The sequence below is a fragment of the Geodermatophilus sp. YIM 151500 genome (genome assembly GCF_025716945.1).
In the GTDB taxonomy this organism is placed as follows: Bacteria; Actinomycetota; Actinomycetes; order Mycobacteriales; family Geodermatophilaceae; genus YIM-151500.
In genome coordinates this window covers 100,580-118,358 of the sequence record NZ_JAOVZT010000005.1, presented here as the reverse complement: position 1 = coordinate 118,358, position 17,779 = coordinate 100,580, and the positions used below count along the sequence as shown (strand labels likewise).

Here is a 17,779-nt window from a genome sequence, read left to right as displayed (position 1 = left end):
GCTCGGCGCTCGTGCCTACGGGACCGGACTGGTCATCGACACCCACCTGGAGCTCGGGCTCAGGTCGTCGAGCCCGCCCGCCGGCGCCGGGTCCGGGCGCGTCCCCGCGACGGAGACGGGGGCCTCCTCGCGCAGCCTCCCCTCGCGCCATCCGCGCAGCGAGCTGATGACCGCCAGCCCCGTCGCCCGGTGCAGGTCGTCCCGCCGGAGCACCCGCTCGCGGAGCACCCCCAGGTCCACCAGGCGTGCCCGTTCCACCCCGGGGAGGCACCCCGAACCGACCGGCGGCGTCCACCACCGCCCGTCCAGCTCCAGCGCCAGGGTGGCCCGGGTGGTCTCGGTCAGTTCGCCCCGGTCGTTCAGCATGATCACGTCGTCGACGTCGGGTCGCCGGTCGCGGCGCCGGTCGTACGGCTCCCGCCTGCTCGTCTTGTGGTACAGCCAGCTCTCCCCGGGGTCGACCGGATCGTCGTCCAGGGCGAGCAGCACCGGGCCGGCCGACACCGCGGGCAGCGCCTCGACGTCGACGGCGAGCGTCCCGTCGCGGCGCAGCCGGACCCGCACGCGGGCCGCCGGCTCCCCCGCCAGCCGCACCGCCAGCACGCGCCGCGCCGCTGACGGGTCGAACGGAAAGCCCAGGTGCTCGGCCGAGGCCGCGAGACGCTGCAGGTGCCGGTCCCGGTTGTGCAGACCGCTCCGCGGGTCATGACGCATCGTCTCCAGCAGCTCGAACGCACGGGGCCGGGCGGCCAGGACGGCCGCCTTGGCGAGGACCTCCGCGTGCTCGGCGGGCGCCGCCGACCCCCAGGTGATCCCGCTGCCGGTGCCGTACACGGCCTCCCCCGACGACGTGTCCACCACGGCGGTCCGGATGGCCACGTTGAACCGGGCGCGGACCGGCGCGTCCGGTGGGCCGACCAGACCGATGGCTCCGCAGTAGACGCCGCGCGGGTCGGCCTCCAGCGACCGGATGATCCCCATGGAGCTCGCCTTGGGCGCTCCCGTGACCGAACCGCAGGGGAACAGCGCCTGGAACAGGTCCACCAGGCCGGTGCCCGGGCGCAGCCGGGCCGTGACGTCGGAGGTCATCTGGAGCACGGTCTCGTAGCTCTCGACCGTGAAGAGCGCGGGCACGTCGACGCTGCCGACCTCCGCGACGCGGGCGACGTCGTTGCGCATCAGGTCCACGATCATCACGTTCTCCGCGCGCTCCTTGGGGCTGGAGCGCAGCTCGTCGGCCCGGCGCCGGTCCTCGTCCCGGTCCCGTCCTCGCCGCGCCGTCCCCTTCATGGGGCGAAGCAGCACCTGGTCGCCGCGGCGCTCGAAGAACAGCTCGGGGCTGGCGCTGGCCACGGCGAAGCGACCGAGGTCGAGGTAGGCGTTGTAGGCCCCACGCTGCCCCAGCGCCAGATCCCGGTACAGGAGGAAGGGGTCCCCCACCACGCGTCCGGCCATCCGCACGGTCAGGTTGCACTGGAAGGTGTCCCCGGCGGCGATCCGCTCCCGGATCCGGGCGACGTCGTCAGCATGTCCGGCCGCCGTCCACGTGGGGTGCCAGCGCGCGGCCGCGGCCGGACCGGCGTCGGCCGGGCCGGGCGCGTGCAGCGGCGGCACCGGAACCGGCTCGTCGCAGATCCCGAACCAGGCCAGCGGCATGCCGAGGGGCGGGGATGGGTGCACCGCGAGGTGCGGATCCAGCCCGGCGGCGGCCTCGTAGGCGACGTACCCGAACGCCCACCGACCGGACTCCGTGGCCCGCTCGACCTCGGCGAGCACGCCGGCGACCTCGTCGGCGCGCTCGGCCACCAGGATGCGGTCGGGAGCGGGACAGCGGACCGCCGTTCCGGCGCGGAGGTCGTCGAACCGCGCCCCTCCGCCGGCCGACGCCACGGTGCGGGTCACCCCGGCACCGTGGCGCCGTGGACGGCGGCGAGCAGGTGGAACGAGCCGCTCACCACGACCGGCACCGCCTCGTCCGCCTGCTCTCCGGCACGGCCCACCGCACGCACCGGGTCCCTCTCCACCGCCGTCGGGATGCCCCGGTGCGCCGCCGCGGCGGCGACGAGCTCGGCCGGGACGGAGGCGCCGGCGGGGTGGTCGCCGCCGTCGGCGCGGAACTCCGTCGCGACCACCAGGGAGGCCACCGGCGCGACGACGTGCAGGGCTCCCTCCAGGTCCTTGTCCTGCCTGAACGCGAGGACCCACGGGAACCGGACGCCGGGGTGCACCTCCCGCAGCGTCGCCACCAGCGCGGCGAGCTTCATCGGGTTGTGCGCGCCGTCGAGGACCGCGGGCCGGCCGGCGATCGCACGGCGTTCGAACCGACCGGGCAGCGTGGCGCTCCGCATCCCCAGCCAGACGGCGTCCGCGTCGAGGGACCACCCGTCCCGCGCAGCGATCGCCTCGACGGCACGCAGCGCGAGGTGGGCGTTGCCGGCCTGGTGCCGGCCGGTCAGCCCCAGGGACAGGGGTGGCTGGCCCCGCAGTTGCAGCTCGGTGCCGGAAGGCCCGGACCAGGACCGCACCGCCGGGGGATCCAGGTCCACCCACCGGAGATCGCAGCTGCGGCGGGCCGCCTCCGCGCTCAGCACGTCCTCGACCTCGGCGCTCCGCGGGCGAGCCGCGACCGCCCGACCGCCGCACGGCAGGATGCCGGCCTTCTGGGCCGCGATCTCCCGCACCGTGGCCCCGAGGAGGTCCTGGTGGTCCAGGCCGATCGGCGTGATCACCGCGAGCTTGTCCGCGCGGGTGATCGTGTTCGTGGAGTCGAGCAGCCCGCCGACCCCCGTCTCGATCACGCCGTGGTCCACCCGGTCGGCGAACAGGCCGAAGGCGAGGGCGTTGGTCACCTCGAAGAAGGACGGCCGCCCGTGCCCGGCTCGCTCCACCGCCTCGACGGCCGGCCGGATCCGGGCCAGCTCGGCGTCGACGAGGTCGGCCCTCACGGGAGCGCCGTCGACCTGGAAACGCTCGAGGAGGCAGTAGGCGTGCGGCGACACGTGGGCGCCGACCCGGAACCCGTGCGCACGGAGCAGGCTCGCGACGACGGTGCTCACAGAGCCCTTGCCGGCGGTCCCGGCGACGTGCACGGCGCGGAACCGGTCCTGCGGATCCCCCAGCGCCCCGAACAGGGCACGGGCGCGCGCGAGCCCCGCGCCCGCCGGCCCCCGCTGCGGGCCGAGTTCCTCGTACAGGTACCGGCGGACGCGGTCGAGCGCGGCCCGGGACGAGGCTGCGCCGACGGGCGCCGGCAGGCCCGCCGTCCCGGTCGTCATCAGGCCTCCGGCGGCCGGTTCACCGGAAGACGACCGTGCTGTGGCCGTTGAGCAGCACCCGTCGCTCGCTGTGCCACCGGACGGCGCGCGACAGCGCGAGCGCCTCGGCGTCCTGTCCGACGGTGGCCAGCGCGCGCGGATCGAAGGTGTGGTCGATGCGGATGACCTCCTGCTCGATGATCGGCCCCTCGTCCAGGTCGGGGGTCACGTAGTGGGCGGTCGCCCCGACCAGCTTCACGCCGCGGTCGAAGGCCTGGTGGTAGGGCTTGGCGCCCTTGAACCCCGGCAGGAAGGAGTGGTGGATGTTGATCGCCCGGCCGTGCAGCGCCGCGCACGTCTCGTCGGAGAGGATCTGCATGTAGCGGGCCAGGACGACCAGGTCGGCCCGGTACTCGTCGACCAGCTCGAGCAGCCGCGTCTCGGCCTCGCGCTTGGTCGCCGGCGTCACGGGGACGTGGACGAACGGGAGGCCGGCCGCCTCCGCCATCGGGCGCAGGTCCTCGTGGTTGGACACCACGGCGACGAGCTCCGCGCCGAGGCTGCCGGCGCGCCAGCGGAAGACCAGGTCGTTGAGGCAGTGACCGAGCTTGGACACCATGACGAGCACGCGTTGCGGCTGGTCACCGGTCATCCGGTAGAGCATGCCGAACTCGTCGGCCACCGCCCGGAAGTCCGCCGACAGCCGGTCGGCGTCGGTGTCCTCGGCGCAGACGAACTCGGTGCGCAGGAACAGCTGCCCGCGGACGGCGTCGTCGAACTGCTGGTGCTCGACGATGTCGCAGCCGTGCTCGAACAGGAACGAGCTCACCGCGCGCACGATGCCCGGACGCTCGGGGCAGCTCAGCGTGAGGGTGAACGGGTGGGACACGGGTGCCTCCTCAGCACTCGACGATGTTGAGGGCCAGCCCGCCGCGGGCGGTCTCCTTGTACTTGTCCTTCATGTCCGCGCCGGTCTCGCGCATCGTCTTGATGGCCTTGTCCAGCGGGACGTGGTGCCGGCCGTCGCCGCGCACGGCCATGCGGGCCGCGGTGATGGCCTTGACCGAACCGACGGCGTTGCGCTCGATGCAGGGGATCTGCACGAGCCCGCCGACCGGGTCGCAGGTGAGGCCGAGGTTGTGCTCGATGCCGATCTCGGCGGCGTTCTCCACCTGCTCCGGAGTTCCCCCGATGACCTCGGCGAGGCCGGCCGCGGCCATGGAGCAGGCCGAGCCGACCTCGCCCTGGCAGCCCACCTCCGCGCCCGAGATGGAGGCGTTCTCCTTGAAGAGCAGCCCGACCGCCGCAGCCGTGAGCAGGAAGCGCACCACGCCGTCCTCGGAGAAGGAGTCGACGAATTCCCGGTAGTAGTGCAGGACCGCCGGCACGATGCCTGCGGCGCCGTTCGTCGGCGCGGTGACCACCCGGCCGCCGGCCGCGTTCTCCTCGTTGACCGCCAGGGCGTAGAGGGTCACCCACTCCATCGCGCGGAGCGGGTCGGCCTCGTCCGGGTGCTCCTCGAGCTGGGCGCGCAGAGCAGCCGCGCGCCGGCGGACCCTGAGCCCGCCGGGCAGCACGCCGGTGGTCCGGGTGCCGCGCTCCACGCACTCCTGCATCACCGACCAGATGTGCAGCAGTCCGTCGCGGACCTCCGTCTCGCTGCGCCAGGCGAGCTCGTTGGCCAGCATCACGTCGCTGATCCGCAGCCCCGTCCCACGCGTCCGGGACAGCAGCTCCTCGCCGGTGCGGAACGGGTACCGGACGGGCGTGGGGTCCTCGACGATGGCCGGGTTGCCCGCGTCGTCCTCGTCGAGGACGAATCCGCCGCCCACCGAGTAGTACTCGCGCCGGTCGACCTCGCCGCCGTCCGCGTCCAGCGCCCGGAAGAGCATGCCGTTGCTGTGGAACTCCAGCCGTTTGCGCCGGTGCAGCACGACGTCGTCGTCCACCGAGAACGCGATGGGGTGCTCACCGGCCAGGGCCAGCTTGCCCTCGCGACGGACGGCGTCGACGCGGGGCTCGGCCGCGACCGGGTCGACCAGGTCCGGTTGCTCCCCTTCGAGACCGAGGACGACCGCCTTGACGCTGCCGTGCCCGTGCCCGGTCGCCCCGAGCGACCCGAACAGCTCGCAGCGCACCCCGGCGACCCTCCCCAGCAGGCCCCGGTCCCGGAGCCGGGACACGAAGGTGCAGGCCGCGCGCATGGGGCCGACCGTGTGCGAACTCGACGGGCCGATCCCGACCTTGAACAGGTCGAAGGCGCTGATGGTCATGCGTGCCTCTCCGTCGCGCGGGGTGGAGGTCAGGTGCGCGATACTCAACTGATATACCAGAGGTACAGTAAGCGTATGTCGATACCCACATGGAGGCAAGCCTTGGTGGCCTTCAGCCCTTACGATGCGACGGTGACCGTCGCCCCCTTGGATCTCGACTCGTCTGCCGCCGCGTCCCTGGCGGACCGGGCCTACGTGGCGATCCGGGACCGGCTGATCATGCTCGACATCCGTCCGGGCGATCCGATCGACGACGACGCGCTGGCCACGGACCTCGGCGTGGGCCGCACCCCGGTCCGCGAAGCGCTGAAACGCCTGGAGGGCGACCGGCTCGTGATCTCCTACCCGCGGCGTGGGACGTTCGCGACCGGTATGGACATCTCCGATCTGGCGCACATCTCCGAGATCCGCGCGCAGCTCGAGCCGTTGGCAGCCCGCCGGGCCGCCGAGCGAGCCGTCCGCGCGGCGCACGCCGAGCTCGAGGAGTTGGCCTCGCGGATCCAGCAGCTCGACATCGCCCGCATCGACCGGACCGAGCTGATGCGCTGGGACCTCGCCGTGCACCGTGCCATCTACCGGGCGGCCGGCAACCCGCACCTCGAGGACGTCCTGATCCGTTACGACAACCTGGCGACGCGGATCTTCTGCCTGTTCCTCGACCGGCTGCCCATGGTGGACGAGCACGTCGGGGAGCACGTCGAGCTGCTCCGCGCGATCGCCACGGGCGACGCGGATCGTGCCGACGACCTCGCCCGTGAGCACGTCCTGGGCTTCGAGCGGGCGATCCGCGCGGTGATCTGAAAGAGGACCACCCTTCCCCCACGCCTCACAGGCTCGCCGCGGGACCCTGAAGGGTGGCCGTTCCAGTACGTCACCGGGCTCGCGGACGGGCAGAGAGGCCTGGTTCACACCGGGCCGACGGCGTCCAGCACCGCCAGGGCGTCCCGCGTGGCGGCGACGTCGTGCACGCGCAGCACGGCGGCACCTCGTTGGGCGGCGATGACGGCCGCGGCCAGCGACCCGGGCAGCCGGTCTCCTGCGGCCCGCCCGGTGAGCTGCCCGAGCATCGACTTGCGGGACAGCCCCACCATGACCGGGACGCCCAGGCCGGTGAGCGCATCGAGGGACGCCAGCAGCGCGACGTTGTGGGACAGCGTCTTCCCGAACCCGAACCCGGGGTCCACCACCAGGTGCTCCGGCGGGATGCCGGCGTCGAGGCAGGCACGCGTCCGCTCGGCGAGGAAGGCTCGCACCTCGGCGACGACGTCCTGGTAGCGGGGATCCCGCTGCATGCTCTCCGGCGAGCGCTGCATGTGCACGAGGCACACCGGCACCCCCAGCTCCGCGGCGGCCTCCAGAGCGCCCGGCGACCGCAGCGCCCGCACGTCGTTGATCATGCTCGCCCCGGCCGCCACGGCCGCCCGCATGACCTCGGGCCGCGAGGTGTCCACGGACAGCGGCACGGCGACCCGCCGGACCAGGGCCTCGACGACCGGGACGACGCGGTCCAGTTCCTCGGCGAGGGTCGGCGGGCGCGAGCCGGGTCGCGTCGACTCCCCGCCGATGTCGACGAGGTCGGCGCCCTCGCCGGCCAGGGCGCATCCGCGCTCCGCGGCCCGGTCGACGCCGTCGAAGCGCCCCCCGTCGGAGAAGGAGTCGGGGGTGACGTTGAGGATGCCGCAGACCAGCGGCCGCCTCCCCGCGAGCGCCCGGCCGAGGGGCTGCGTCGAGGTGCGGGCGCCCCCGGGGGGACGGTGCGCGACGTCCACCACGGTCGTGCTCAGCCGCGCGCGGAGGCGACCGTGTGCCGCAGGAGGAGCGCGGTGGTGACCGGGCCGACCCCGCCCGGTACCGGGGTCAGCCCGGCCGCCCGTCCGGTGACCGACCCGGCGTCGACGTCCCCGACCAGTCCGCCGTCGGGTGTCGGGTTGGTGCCGACGTCGATGACCACGGCGTCCTCCGCGACGTGCTCGGCCGTGAGGAGCTCCGGCCGCCCGACGGCCGCGACGAGCACGTCCGCGGACCGGGTCACCTCGGCCAGCTCCTTGGTGCGGCTGTGGCAGACGGTCACGGTTGCGTCCCGCTGCAGCAGCAGGTGCGCCGCGGGCTTGCCGACGACGGTGGACCGCCCGACCACGACCGCGTGCGCGCCGGACAGCGGGATCCCGTGGTGGTCCAGGAGAGCCAGCACGGCCTCGGCGGTCGCCGGCGCGAAGGCGGGTAGGCCCGCGGCGAGACGTCCCAGGCTGAGCGGGTTGGCGCCGTCGACGTCCTTGGCCGGGTCGATCGACGCGGCGAGGTCCTCGACGACGGCGTCGGCCGGCAGCGGGGTCTGCAGGATGATGCCGTGCACGGCGGGATCCCCGCTGAGCGCGGCCAGCTCGACCCGGATCTCGTCCGGCGTCGCCGTCTCCCCGAGGTCGACGACCGAGCAGGCGATGCCGGTCCTCTCCGCGGCCCGGGCGATGGAGCGGACGTACCAGGCGCTGGACTCGTCCGCCGTCGCGACGACCACGGCCAGCCCGGGCGGCGTCCCCGCGGCGGCCAGCTCCGCGGCCGCGGTGGCGACCTCGCCGCGGATGCCGGCGGCCAGCTCGGTCCCGCCCAACGTCGCGGTCATCGGACCAACCCGTCCCGGACGGCGGCGGTGACCTTCTCCGCCCGCAGGACGAGGTCGTCCACGGTGCCGGCGACCGCAGCGAGCTCTCCCGAGGTCGCCGGGTCCGTGATGCCACCGAGGTTGACCTCCACGTTGACCCGGGCCGTCGTCGCTGCAGCCCGGGCCGCCTCGGCGGCGGCGGCGACGTCGCTGATCACGTTGCGGTTGCCGATCGGCAGGATCCGCTCGGCCAGGCCCAGCACCTCGTCGGCGACGGCGACGACGACCGCCGGCACGGAGGCCGCGCCGACGAGCGCCTTCGCGATCGCCTCCGACCGGGCCGCGGCGTCGTCCGGTGTTCCTTTCGGGAGCCCGTAGGCCTCGGTGACCGCGGTGAAGGCCGCGGCGTCCTCCTCGGCCAGACCCAGTGCGTCCTGCCGCAGCCGGTCGGCGGTGACCGTGATGGTGGCGATCTCCTCGGCGTGGTCGGCGTACTTCGCCGAGTCGCTGTAGCGGGCGACCATCGCCACCAGGGCCGCGGCCTGGGCCGCGTGCAGTGCGGCGGTGGCCCCTCCTCCGGGGGCGGGCACCCTGGCGGCGAGCTGCGCCAGGAAGGTCTCGATGGTGTCGGAACGCATGGGAGTCCTCGTGGATGGGCGTGAGCGGGTTCAGCCGCGGAGTCGGGTCATCTCCGGGTCGACGAGCGGCTCGGCGGCGACGGTGGCAGGGATGCGGGCACCGAAGTACTCGATCTCGACCTTCGTGCCGACGGTCGCCGCGGCGGGCAGCCAGGCGTAGGCGATCGGCCGGCCGACGGTGTGCCCGAAGGCCGCGCTGGTCACGTAGCCCGCCGGCCGGCCGTCGACGAGGACCGGCTCGTGGCCGAGGACGACGCTGCGGCCGTCGTCGATCGTCAGGCAGGACAGCCGCCGGTCCACGGTGTCGTCCTCGATCCCGGCGAGGGCCCGCCGCCCCACGAAGTCAGCCTTCTTCTGCATGCGGACGGCGAACCCGAGACCGGCCTCGTAGGGGTTGTGCTCGGTGGTCATGTCGTGGCCCCAGGCGCGGTAGCCCTTCTCCAGCCGGAGGCTGTTGAACGCGGCCCGGCCGGCCGCGATCACGCCGAGGTCCTGGCCGGCGCGCCACAGCACGTCCCAGAGCCGCTGGCCGTTGTCGGCGCTGGTGTAGAGCTCCCAGCCGAGCTCGCCGACGTAGGACAGCCGCATCGCCGTGACCGGCACTCCCCCGATCCGCGCCCGCTTGGCGCGGAAGTACCGCAAGGCCTCGTTGGAGAAGTCGTCGGGGCTGAGCCGCTGGACGAGGTCGCGCGCCCGCGGTCCCCACAGGCCGATGCAGCACGTGCCGCCGGTGATGTCCCGGACCTGCACGCTGCCGTCGTCCGGCGCCTGGCGCCGGAAGTGGTCGAGGTCGAGGGGGCCGTTGGCGCCGACCTGGAACACCTGCTCGCCCAGCCGGGCGACGGTGAGGTCGCTGCGGATGCCGCCGGCCTCGTCCAGGGCGAGCGCGTAGGTGACCGATCCGACGGACTTGTCCATCTCCCCGGTCGTCAGCCGCTGCAGGAGGGCGAGGGCGCCGGGGCCGCTGACCTCGAGACGCTTCAGCGGCGTCATGTCGTACATCGCCACGGCCGTGCGGGTCTTCCACGCCTCGGCCGCCGCGATGGGCGAGTGGAACTGCGCGCTCCACGGGTCCCGCGCCGGCGGGGTCCACTCCGCGGGGAGGTCCTCCACCAGCGCGGCGTTGGCCTCGTACCAGTGCGGACGCTCCCAGCCGCCGGCCTCGAGGAAGACCGCGCCGAGCTCCTGCTGCCGGGCGTGGAACGGGCTGAACCGCAGGTCGCGCGGGGACAGCCGCGGCTGGAGCGGGTGGACCACGTCGTAGATCTCGACGAAGTTCTGCTGCGAGGTCTCGCTGACGTACTCGGGGGCGAGCTGGACGTCCTCGAAGCGGTGCACGTCGCAGCCGTGCAGGTCGAGCTCGCTGCGTCCGTCGACGAGCAGCTGGGCCACCGCCCGGGCCACGCCGGCGGAGTGGGTCACCCAGACCGCCTCGGCGATCCAGAAGCCCTCGACGTCGGCGGACTCCCCGACCAGCGGGCCGCCGTCCGGGGTGAAGGAGAAGACCCCGTTGAAGCCGGAGTCGATCTTCGACGAGCGCAGCGACGGCAGCAGCAGCTGGCTCTGCTCCCACGCCGGGGCGAAGTCCTCCTCGGTGAACGGCAGCATCGAGGGCATCGACGAGTCCCGGACGTCGTCCCCCTGGGGCAGCTCGCGCAGGTCGACGGGCATCGGCCGGTGGGCGTAGGACCCGATCCCGAGGCGGTCGACGCGCTCCCGGTAGTAGAGGTCCTGGTCCTGGTGGCGCAGGATCGGCAGGCTCGCCTCGCCGAGCTCGTCGTTGCGGCCGACGAGGTCGGGCACCTGGCCGGTCCAGACGAACTGGTGGGCCAGCGGCAGCAGCGGCACGTCCATCCCGACCATCGCGCCGAGTTCCTGGCCCCAGAAGCCGGCGCAGGAGACCACGACGTCGGCGGGGAGAACGCCGTCCGGCGTCCGGACGCCGGTCACCCGGCCGCCGGCCTGCTCGATGCCGATCACGCGGGTCGAGCCCTGGAAGCGGGCGCCCCGCGCCTCGGCGCGGCGGGCCAGGGCGACGACCGCCCGGGACGCCTTGGCCAGGCCGTCGGTGGGGATGTGCAGGCCACCGAGGATGCGGTCGCGGTCGACCAGGGGGTGCAGCCGCACGCACTCGTCGGCGTCGACCACCTGCGCCTCGACGCCCCAGGAGGTGGCCCAGCCCTGCCTGCGGTGCAGGTCGGCGAGCCGCTCCGGCGTGGTCGCCACCTCGAGGCCGCCGACCTGGTTGAAGCACCAGGCGCCGTCGACGTCGAGGTCGAGGAACTTCTCCACGGTGTAGCTGGCGAACGCCGTCATGGTCTTGGAGGCGTTGGTCTGGAAGACCAGCCCGGGTGCGTGCGACGTGGAGCCCCCGGTCAGCGGGAGGGGGCCCTGGTCGACCACGGTGACCCGGTCCCAGCCGCGGGCGGTCAGCTCGTCGGCCAGGTTGGCCCCGACGATCCCCGCTCCGATGATGACCACACGAGGGGTGGTGGACATTGCGCTGCTCCTGACTGCCGGAGGATCATGGTCGGCGCCTCTGCAGGGACCCGCCGCGAGCGTGCGAGGGGCGGGGGCAGAGGGTCCTTCATCAGTTGGTGGTGGTGAACTCGAGGGCCGCGTCGAGCAGCCAGTCGGCGAGGTAGCCGGCGAAGGACGACCGGACGAGGACGACGTGGTCGTCACCGGCGTCGGACTGCGCCAGCAAGACCACGCCCGCCTGGCCGAGTGTCGTCTGCGCGCTGCTCCCCCGGCCGAACACGCGGGGGTGCAGGTCGATCGAGCAGCCCTTGGCCAGGACGTCGCGCACGCGCGCACCGGTCAGCCGGAGACCGATCCGCTGGGCGGAGACGTCCGTCGCGGACCCGCCCAGCGGGAGGACGCCGGCGCGGACCCGCGCCTCGAGCTCCTCCGGGGTCTCCGTGGTGCTGCTGAGCAGCCACTCGTCGGGGCCCAGCCACACGGCCCGCCCCGAGCCGGACGGCACCCAGGTGTTCGGCGCCGTCGGCAGGTCGACGCCCAGCGCCGCCGACGCCTCGGCGCCGACCGCCCGGAGCCGGACGTCGACCATCGCGACGAACGGCTCGACGGTGATGCCGACGGTGTCGGGCAGGCGCTCGAACGCGGTGCTCCACGCCTCGAGCGGGTGGGTGCGCAGCAGCTCAGCCATCGCGACGGGCTCCTTCGGGATCGACCAGCACCGAGCCGGTGACCTCCACCGGGACGAGGGTGCCGTTGACGGGGACGTGGACGGTGTCGCCGATGCGCGACCGGCCTCCCTTGACCAGGGCGAGGGCGAAGGGGCGAGCGAGCGCGGCACTGCGGTAGCTGGAGGTGACGTGGCCCAGCATCGGGACCGGCGGGGGCGGCAGCTGCCCGTCGGCGCGGAACTCCACGATCTGCGAGCCCTCCGGGAGCACGGTCCGCCGGTCCACGGGCAGCAGCCCGACCAGCTGCTTGCGCAGCGGGTTCTGGTTCTCGACGCGGGCGAAGGAGCGCTTGCCGACGAAGTCGGGCTTCTTCTTCGAGACCGCCCACCCCATGCCGAGGTCCTGCGGGGTGACGGTGCCGTCGGTGTCCTGCCCGATGATCGGGTAGCCCTTCTCCGCGCGGAGGACGTGCATGGTCTCCGTGCCGTAGGGCGTGATGCCGTACGGGCGGCCGGCCTCGAGCAGCCGCTGCCACACCGCGACCGCGTACCACGGGTTGACGTAGACCTCGAAGGCGAGCTCGCCGGAGAAGCTGATCCGGGCCAGCCGGACCGGCACCCCGTCGAGGGTGGTGTCCCGCCAGGTCATGAACGGGAAGGCCTCGTTGGCGACGTCCACCTGGGGGAAGACCGCGCCGACGACGTCCCGGGAGCGGGGACCGACGACGGGGAAGGTGACCCACTGCTCGGTGACCGAGGTGCAGTGGACCCGCAGGTCCGGCCACTCGGTCTGGGCCCACTCCTCCATCCAGTCGAGGATCTTCGCCGCGCCGCCGGTGGTGGTGAGGACGAGGAAGCGGTCCTCGGCCAGGCGCAGCACCGTGCCGTCGTCGATGACCATGCCGTCGACGCCGCACATGACGCCGTAGCGGACGGAGCCGACCTTCAGGCTGCTCATCAGGTTCGTGTAGAGCCGGTCCAGGAGGACGGCGGCGTCGGGGCCCTGGACGTCGATCTTGCCGAGCGTGGAGCCGTCGAGGATCCCGACGCCGGTCCGCGCGGCGGCGCACTCCCGGAGGACGGCGGCCTCCATGTCCTCGCCGGGCCGCGGGTAGTAGCGGGGACGCTTCCACTGGCCGACGTCCTCGAAGACCGCCCCGGCCGTGACGTGCCAGTCGTGCAGGGCGGTGACCCGCTCGGGGTCGAAGAGCCGGCCGCGGTCGCGGCCGGCCAGCGCGGCGAAGGCGACCGGGGTGTAGGGCGGCCGGAACGTCGTGGTCCCGGTGTCCTGCACCGGGACGCCGAGCAGCTCGGCGGTGATCCCGGAGGTGAGGACGCCGGAGGTCTTGCCCTGGTCGTGGGCCGTCCCGATCGTCGTGTAGCGCTTCACGTGCTCGATGGAGCGCAGGCCGGCGCCGACCGCGCGGGCGATGTCGGCGACCGTCGCGTCGCGCTGCAGGTCGACGAACGACGTGCTGCCCTCGGCGCCGGAGGTGTCCGGCACCCGCCACAGCACCAGGGGCGCGGACGGGACGACGGGTTCCGGGGCGGCCGGCAGGCGGTCGTCCGCGGCCGGCGCGATCGCCAGTGCCGACAGTGCCGCGCGGGCCACCCGCTGCCCGTCGGCCAGGCATCCGGCCAGGTCGGGGACGCCGGCGGCCGAGCCGGTGACGGACAGGCCGTCGAGCTCCTCACCGGGGACGAATGCGCCGAGTGCCGCGTCGTAGCGGAGCCGGCCGCGGGCCTGGCTGAACAGGTGCACCGCGGGGTTCCAGCCGCCGCTGACCAGGAGCACGTCGCAGGCGATCGCGCTCCCGGCGCCGACCTCGCCGTCCGCGAACGGGGCGACCAGGGCGTGGGTGACCCGCTCGACGCCCCGGGTGCCGGTCACGACGGCCCCGGCGAGCACCCGGATCCCCGCGCGCTCGCACTCCTCGCGCCGGCGCGGCGAGCCCTCCGGCCGGGCGTCGACCACCGCCTGCACCCGCACGCCCGCGCGGTGCAGGTCGAGGGCGGAGTCGTAGGCGCTGTCATTCGTGGTGAAGACGACGGCCTCGCGACCGGGCAGCACGCCGTAGCGGTGCAGGAACGTGCGGGCGGCGCCGGCGAGCATGATGCCCGGGCGGTCGTTGTCGGCGAAGACGACGGGGCGCTCGTGGGCTCCGGTCGCCACGACGACCGAGCGGGCCCGGAAGCGCCACACCCGCTGGCGGGACAGGTGCCTGGGTGCGGCCGCTCCGAGGTGGTCGGTACGCCGCTCGAGCGCCAGGACGAAGCCGTCGTCGTAGCTGCCGAACGCGGTGGCGCGCTGCAGGTGCAGCACCTCCGGGTGGTCGGCCAGCTCGGCGACCGCCGCGGCGACCCACTGCAGCGCCGGAGCGTCGTCGAGCCGCTCGGTGCCCGCCAGCAGCGAGCCGCCGGCCTCGGACTGCTCGTCGACGAGCGCGACACGGGCGCCGGCCCGGGCGGCGGTCAGCGCGGCGGCCAGCCCGGCGGGCCCGGCCCCGACGACCAGCACGTCGACGTGGTGGTGGACCGCGTCGTAGCGAGCGGAGTCGGGGATCTCGGCGAGGCGGCCCTGCCCCGGCAGCCCGTGGGCGACCAGCCCGTCGGCGAGCTCGACGGTGGTGGCCAGCAGCATGGGCTCGGGGAACGGCTCCTCGACCTGCACCAGGCCGCCGGGGTCCTCGGCCCAGGCCGCGGCGATGCCGCGCGGTCGGCCGAGCGAGATGCTCGTGGCGATCTGGTGCCGGCCGGCGGCGAGCAGCGCGGAGGCCAGCGTGTCGCCGGGGTGGCCGGTGAAGGCCTGCCCGTCGAAGGTGAACTCGACGGTGGTGGCGCGGTCGACGCGGCCGCCCTGGGGCGTGCGGAACGGGCTCGTCATCGGGCTGTGTTCCTCCGTGACGTCGCGAGCTCGGTCGCGAGCGGCTTCGGGTCATCGAGGCGGTAGACGCGCTCGAAGCGGTAGGTGGCGGTGTCGCGGACCGCGTTGAACCAGCGGCGGCAGCCGGCGCTGTGGTTCCAGCGCTCGGCGAAGCGGCCCCTGGGGTTGTCGCGGTAGAAGACGTAGTGCGCCCACTCCTCGTCGGAGAGCCCGCCGGGGTCGTCCGGGTACGGGACGTGGGCCTGGCCGCCGTAGTGGAACTCGACCTCCTCGCGGGGGCCGCACCACGGGCATGCGATGAGTTGCACGGGGGACTCCCTGGGGTCAGTGGGCCACGGCGGCCGCGCCGTGCTCGTCGACGAGCGCGCCGGTGACGAAGCGGTCGAGGCTGAACGGCGCCACGTACGGATGTGGCTCGTCGGAGGCGATGGTGTGCGCCAGGGCCCAGCCGATGCCGGGGGTGGCCTTGAACCCGCCGGTGCCCCAGCCGCAGTTGAGGTAGAGGTTGTCGTAGGGGGTCCGCCCGACGATCGGTGACGCGTCGGGGCTGACGTCGACGATGCCGGCCCAGGTGCGCAGCAGGTGCGCCCGGGCGAACACCGGGAAGAGCTCGACGGCGGCGGCCATCTGGCGCTCGATGATGTGGAAGGCACCGCGCTGGCCGTAGCCGTTGTAGGAGTCGACGCCGGCGCCCATGACCAGTTCGCCCTTGTGCGCCTGGGAGACGTAGACGTGCACGGCGTTGGACATGACCACCGTCGGGTGCACCGGCTCGAGCAGCTCGGAGACCAGGGCCTGCAGCGGGTGGCTCTGCACCGGCACGCGGATGCCGAGCAGATCGGTGAGCACGGAGGTGTGGCCGGCCGCGCAGAGGGCGACCTTGCCGGCGCCGATGGTGCCCCGGGTGGTCTGCACCCCGGTGACCCGGTTGCCGTCGGTGGCGAACCCGGTGACCGCGCAGTCCTGGATGAGGTCGATGCCGGCCTCGTCGGCCCGGCGGGCGAAGCCCCAGGCCACGTAGTCGTGCTTGGCGATGCCGGCTCGGGGCTGGTACGTCGCCCCCAGGACCGGGTAGCGGATGTCGGTCGACGTGTTGACGATCGGGCAGATCTTGCGGACCTCGTCCGGCTCCAGCCACTCCGCGTCGACGCCGTTGAGCTTGTTGGCCTCGACCCGGCGCACGCTGTCGCGGACGTCCTGCAGGGAGTGGGCGAGGTTGAGCACGCCGCGCTGGCTGAACAGGATCGGGTAGCCGAGGTCCTCCTCGAGCCCCTCCCACAGCTTCAGCGCGTGCTCGTAGATGGCCGAGCTCTCGTCCCACAGGTAGTTGGACCGGATGATCGTGGTGTTGCGGGCCATGTTGCCGCCCGCCAGCCAGCCCTTCTCCAGGACGGCGACGTTCGTGATGCCGTGGTTCTTCGCCAGGTAGTGCGCGGTGGCCAGGCCGTGCCCGCCGCCGCCCACGATCACCACGTCGTACGAGCGCTTCGGCTCCGGGTTCCGCCACAGGAAGTCCGGGTGCTCCGGCAGGTCCGCGCCGGGGGTGCGGGGGGTGGAGGAACGAGGCCTCATCGGGGGACCTCCGTCAGATCGGGGTAGAGGGGGTGGCGGGCGGCCAGCCGGGTGACCCGCGTGCGGAGCCCGGCGAGCAGCTCCTCACCGGCCGCGGGCCGCAGCGCGGCGGCGATCACGTCGGCGACCTCGGCGAAGTCGTCACGGTCGAACCCGCGGGCGGCCAGCGCCGGTGTGCCGATGCGGACCCCGGAGCTGACCATCGGCGGGCGCGGGTCGAAGGGGACGGCGTTGCGGTTGACCGTGATGCCGATGGAGTGCAGCCGGTCCTCGGCCTGCCGGCCGTCCAGCTCCGACTCGCGCAGGTCCACCAGCACCAGGTGGACGTCGGTGCCGCCACTGACCACGTTGATCCCGGCCTCGCGCGAGTCGGGGGCCAGCAACCGGTCGGCGAGGATCCGGGCGCCGGCGAGCGTGCTCTCCTGGCGCTCCCGGAAGGCCGGCTCGCCGGCCAGCTTGAACGCGACGGCCTTGGCGGCGATCACGTGCTCGAGCGGGCCGCCCTGCTGACCGGGGAACACCGACGAGTTGAACTTCTTGGCCAGCTCCCCCGTGGCCAGGATGACGCCGCCGCGCGGGCCGCCGAGCGTCTTGTGGGTGGTCGAGGTGACCACGTGCGCGTGCGGGACGGGCGACGGGTGCAGCCCGGCGGCCACCAGCCCGGCGAAGTGGGCCATGTCGACCATCAAGTAGGCCCCGACCTCGTCGGCGATCCGCCGGAACCCGGCGAAGTCCAGGTGGCGGGGGTAGGCCGACCAGCCGGCCACGATGAGCTTGGGCCGCCGCTCCTGTGCCAGCTCCGCCACCTCGGCCATGTCGACCCGGTGGTCCTCGCGGCCCACGTGGTAGGCCGCGACGTCGTAGAGCTTGCCGGAGAAGTTGAGCTTCATGCCGTGGGTCAGGTGGCCGCCGTGGGCCAGGTCGAGGCCCAGGATGGTGTCGCCGGGCTCCAGCAGGGCGGACATCGCCGCGGCGTTGGCCTGTGCGCCCGAGTGGGGCTGGACGTTGGCGTACTCGGCGCCGAACAGCGCCTTCAGCCGGTCGATGGCCAGTTGTTCGATCACGTCGACGTGCTCGCAGCCGCCGTAGTAGCGCCGGCCCGGGTAGCCCTCGGCGTACTTGTTGGTGAGCACCGAGCCCTGTGCCTGCATGACCGCCACCGGAGCGAAGTTCTCGCTGGCGATCATCTCCAGCGTGGTCTGCTGGCGGGTCAGCTCGGCGGAGATCGCGTCGAAGACCTCGCGGTCGGTGTCCGCCAGCGATCGGTCGAGCACGCGGCCCGGAGCGGCCGATGCCTGTGGCGCTCCCTCAACCAGGACGACCATGCCGCAGTCCCTTTCTGTCATGAACCAAAGCCGAGGACTGGTATATCAGTCGTGTAGCACCGTAAGGTGGGTGCCGGCCGGGGTCA

Annotated in this window: 14 protein-coding genes; 1 reads left to right on the top strand and 13 read right to left on the bottom strand. The window is 73.7% G+C overall.

Annotated features, from left to right (window positions below; translation table 11 throughout):
• Positions 1-15: 15 nt before the first annotated feature.
• Genes pabB through OF117_RS10670 form a run of 4 tightly spaced genes read right to left on the bottom strand, consistent with a single transcriptional unit; the run spans position 16 to position 5,527 of the window.
• Complete coding sequence (pabB, locus tag OF117_RS10685; RefSeq protein ID WP_263552817.1) at positions 16-1,902, bottom strand: aminodeoxychorismate synthase component I; 1,887 nt, start codon at positions 1,900-1,902, stop codon at positions 16-18.
• A complete protein-coding gene (locus tag OF117_RS10680) occupies positions 1,899-3,275 on the bottom strand; it encodes a bifunctional folylpolyglutamate synthase/dihydrofolate synthase (RefSeq protein WP_263552816.1) in 1,377 nt (458 codons plus the stop codon). Before OF117_RS10680 ends, pabB begins: the two co-directional genes overlap by 4 nt.
• A 19-nt stretch (positions 3,276-3,294) precedes the next feature.
• Positions 3,295-4,143, bottom strand: a complete 849-nt coding sequence (gene purU, locus OF117_RS10675) for a formyltetrahydrofolate deformylase (protein WP_263552815.1) — start codon at positions 4,141-4,143, stop codon at positions 3,295-3,297.
• 10 nt (positions 4,144-4,153) lie between these two features.
• The gene (locus OF117_RS10670; RefSeq protein ID WP_263552814.1) at positions 4,154-5,527 is read right to left on the bottom strand and encodes an L-serine ammonia-lyase; all 1,374 of its coding nucleotides are present in this window, start codon (positions 5,525-5,527) and stop codon (positions 4,154-4,156) included.
• Between the two features lie 132 nt (positions 5,528-5,659).
• Between OF117_RS10670 and OF117_RS10665 the strand changes: the two genes are divergently transcribed.
• Complete coding sequence (locus tag OF117_RS10665) at positions 5,660-6,328, top strand: GntR family transcriptional regulator (RefSeq protein WP_263552813.1); 669 nt, start codon at positions 5,660-5,662, stop codon at positions 6,326-6,328.
• Between the two features lie 104 nt (positions 6,329-6,432).
• Here OF117_RS10665 and folP read toward each other — a convergent pair whose 3' ends face one another.
• From folP to glyA, 9 genes are all read right to left on the bottom strand, one after another.
• A complete protein-coding gene (folP, locus tag OF117_RS10660) occupies positions 6,433-7,296 on the bottom strand; it encodes a dihydropteroate synthase (RefSeq protein ID WP_263552812.1) in 864 nt (287 codons plus the stop codon).
• A gap of 11 nt (positions 7,297-7,307) precedes the next feature.
• Positions 7,308-8,147 (bottom strand): bifunctional 5,10-methylenetetrahydrofolate dehydrogenase/5,10-methenyltetrahydrofolate cyclohydrolase, encoded by an 840-nt coding sequence (locus tag OF117_RS10655; RefSeq protein WP_263552811.1) that lies wholly within the window; start codon positions 8,145-8,147, stop codon positions 7,308-7,310.
• Positions 8,144-8,764, bottom strand: a complete 621-nt coding sequence (locus OF117_RS10650) for a cyclodeaminase/cyclohydrolase family protein (protein WP_263552810.1) — start codon at positions 8,762-8,764, stop codon at positions 8,144-8,146. The genes OF117_RS10655 and OF117_RS10650 overlap by 4 nt, the downstream gene beginning before the upstream one ends.
• A gap of 30 nt (positions 8,765-8,794) precedes the next feature.
• Entirely contained in the window at positions 8,795-11,263 is a 2,469-nt protein-coding gene (locus OF117_RS10645; protein WP_263552809.1) for an FAD-dependent oxidoreductase, read from the bottom strand.
• A 91-nt stretch (positions 11,264-11,354) separates the two neighbouring features.
• Positions 11,355-11,933 carry a sarcosine oxidase subunit gamma gene (locus OF117_RS10640; protein ID WP_263552808.1) on the bottom strand — a complete coding sequence of 193 codons (579 nt, stop codon included), beginning with the start codon at positions 11,931-11,933 and terminating at the stop codon, positions 11,355-11,357.
• Positions 11,926-14,796: a 2Fe-2S iron-sulfur cluster-binding protein gene (locus OF117_RS10635; RefSeq protein ID WP_263552807.1), complete on the bottom strand. Its 2,871-nt coding sequence runs from the start codon at positions 14,794-14,796 to the stop codon at positions 11,926-11,928. Before OF117_RS10635 ends, OF117_RS10640 begins: the two co-directional genes overlap by 8 nt.
• Positions 14,793-15,104 (bottom strand): sarcosine oxidase subunit delta, encoded by a 312-nt coding sequence (locus OF117_RS10630; RefSeq protein ID WP_263552806.1) that lies wholly within the window; start codon positions 15,102-15,104, stop codon positions 14,793-14,795. Before OF117_RS10630 ends, OF117_RS10635 begins: the two co-directional genes overlap by 4 nt.
• A gap of 16 nt (positions 15,105-15,120) precedes the next feature.
• The gene (locus OF117_RS10625) at positions 15,121-16,368 is read right to left on the bottom strand and encodes a sarcosine oxidase subunit beta family protein (RefSeq protein ID WP_263552805.1); all 1,248 of its coding nucleotides are present in this window, start codon (positions 16,366-16,368) and stop codon (positions 15,121-15,123) included.
• On the bottom strand, positions 16,365-17,693 hold the full coding sequence (gene glyA / locus OF117_RS10620) for a serine hydroxymethyltransferase (protein WP_263552804.1): 1,329 nt from the start codon (positions 17,691-17,693) through the stop codon (positions 16,365-16,367). The genes OF117_RS10625 and glyA overlap by 4 nt, the downstream gene beginning before the upstream one ends.
• Between the last annotated feature and the right edge of the window lie 86 nt (positions 17,694-17,779).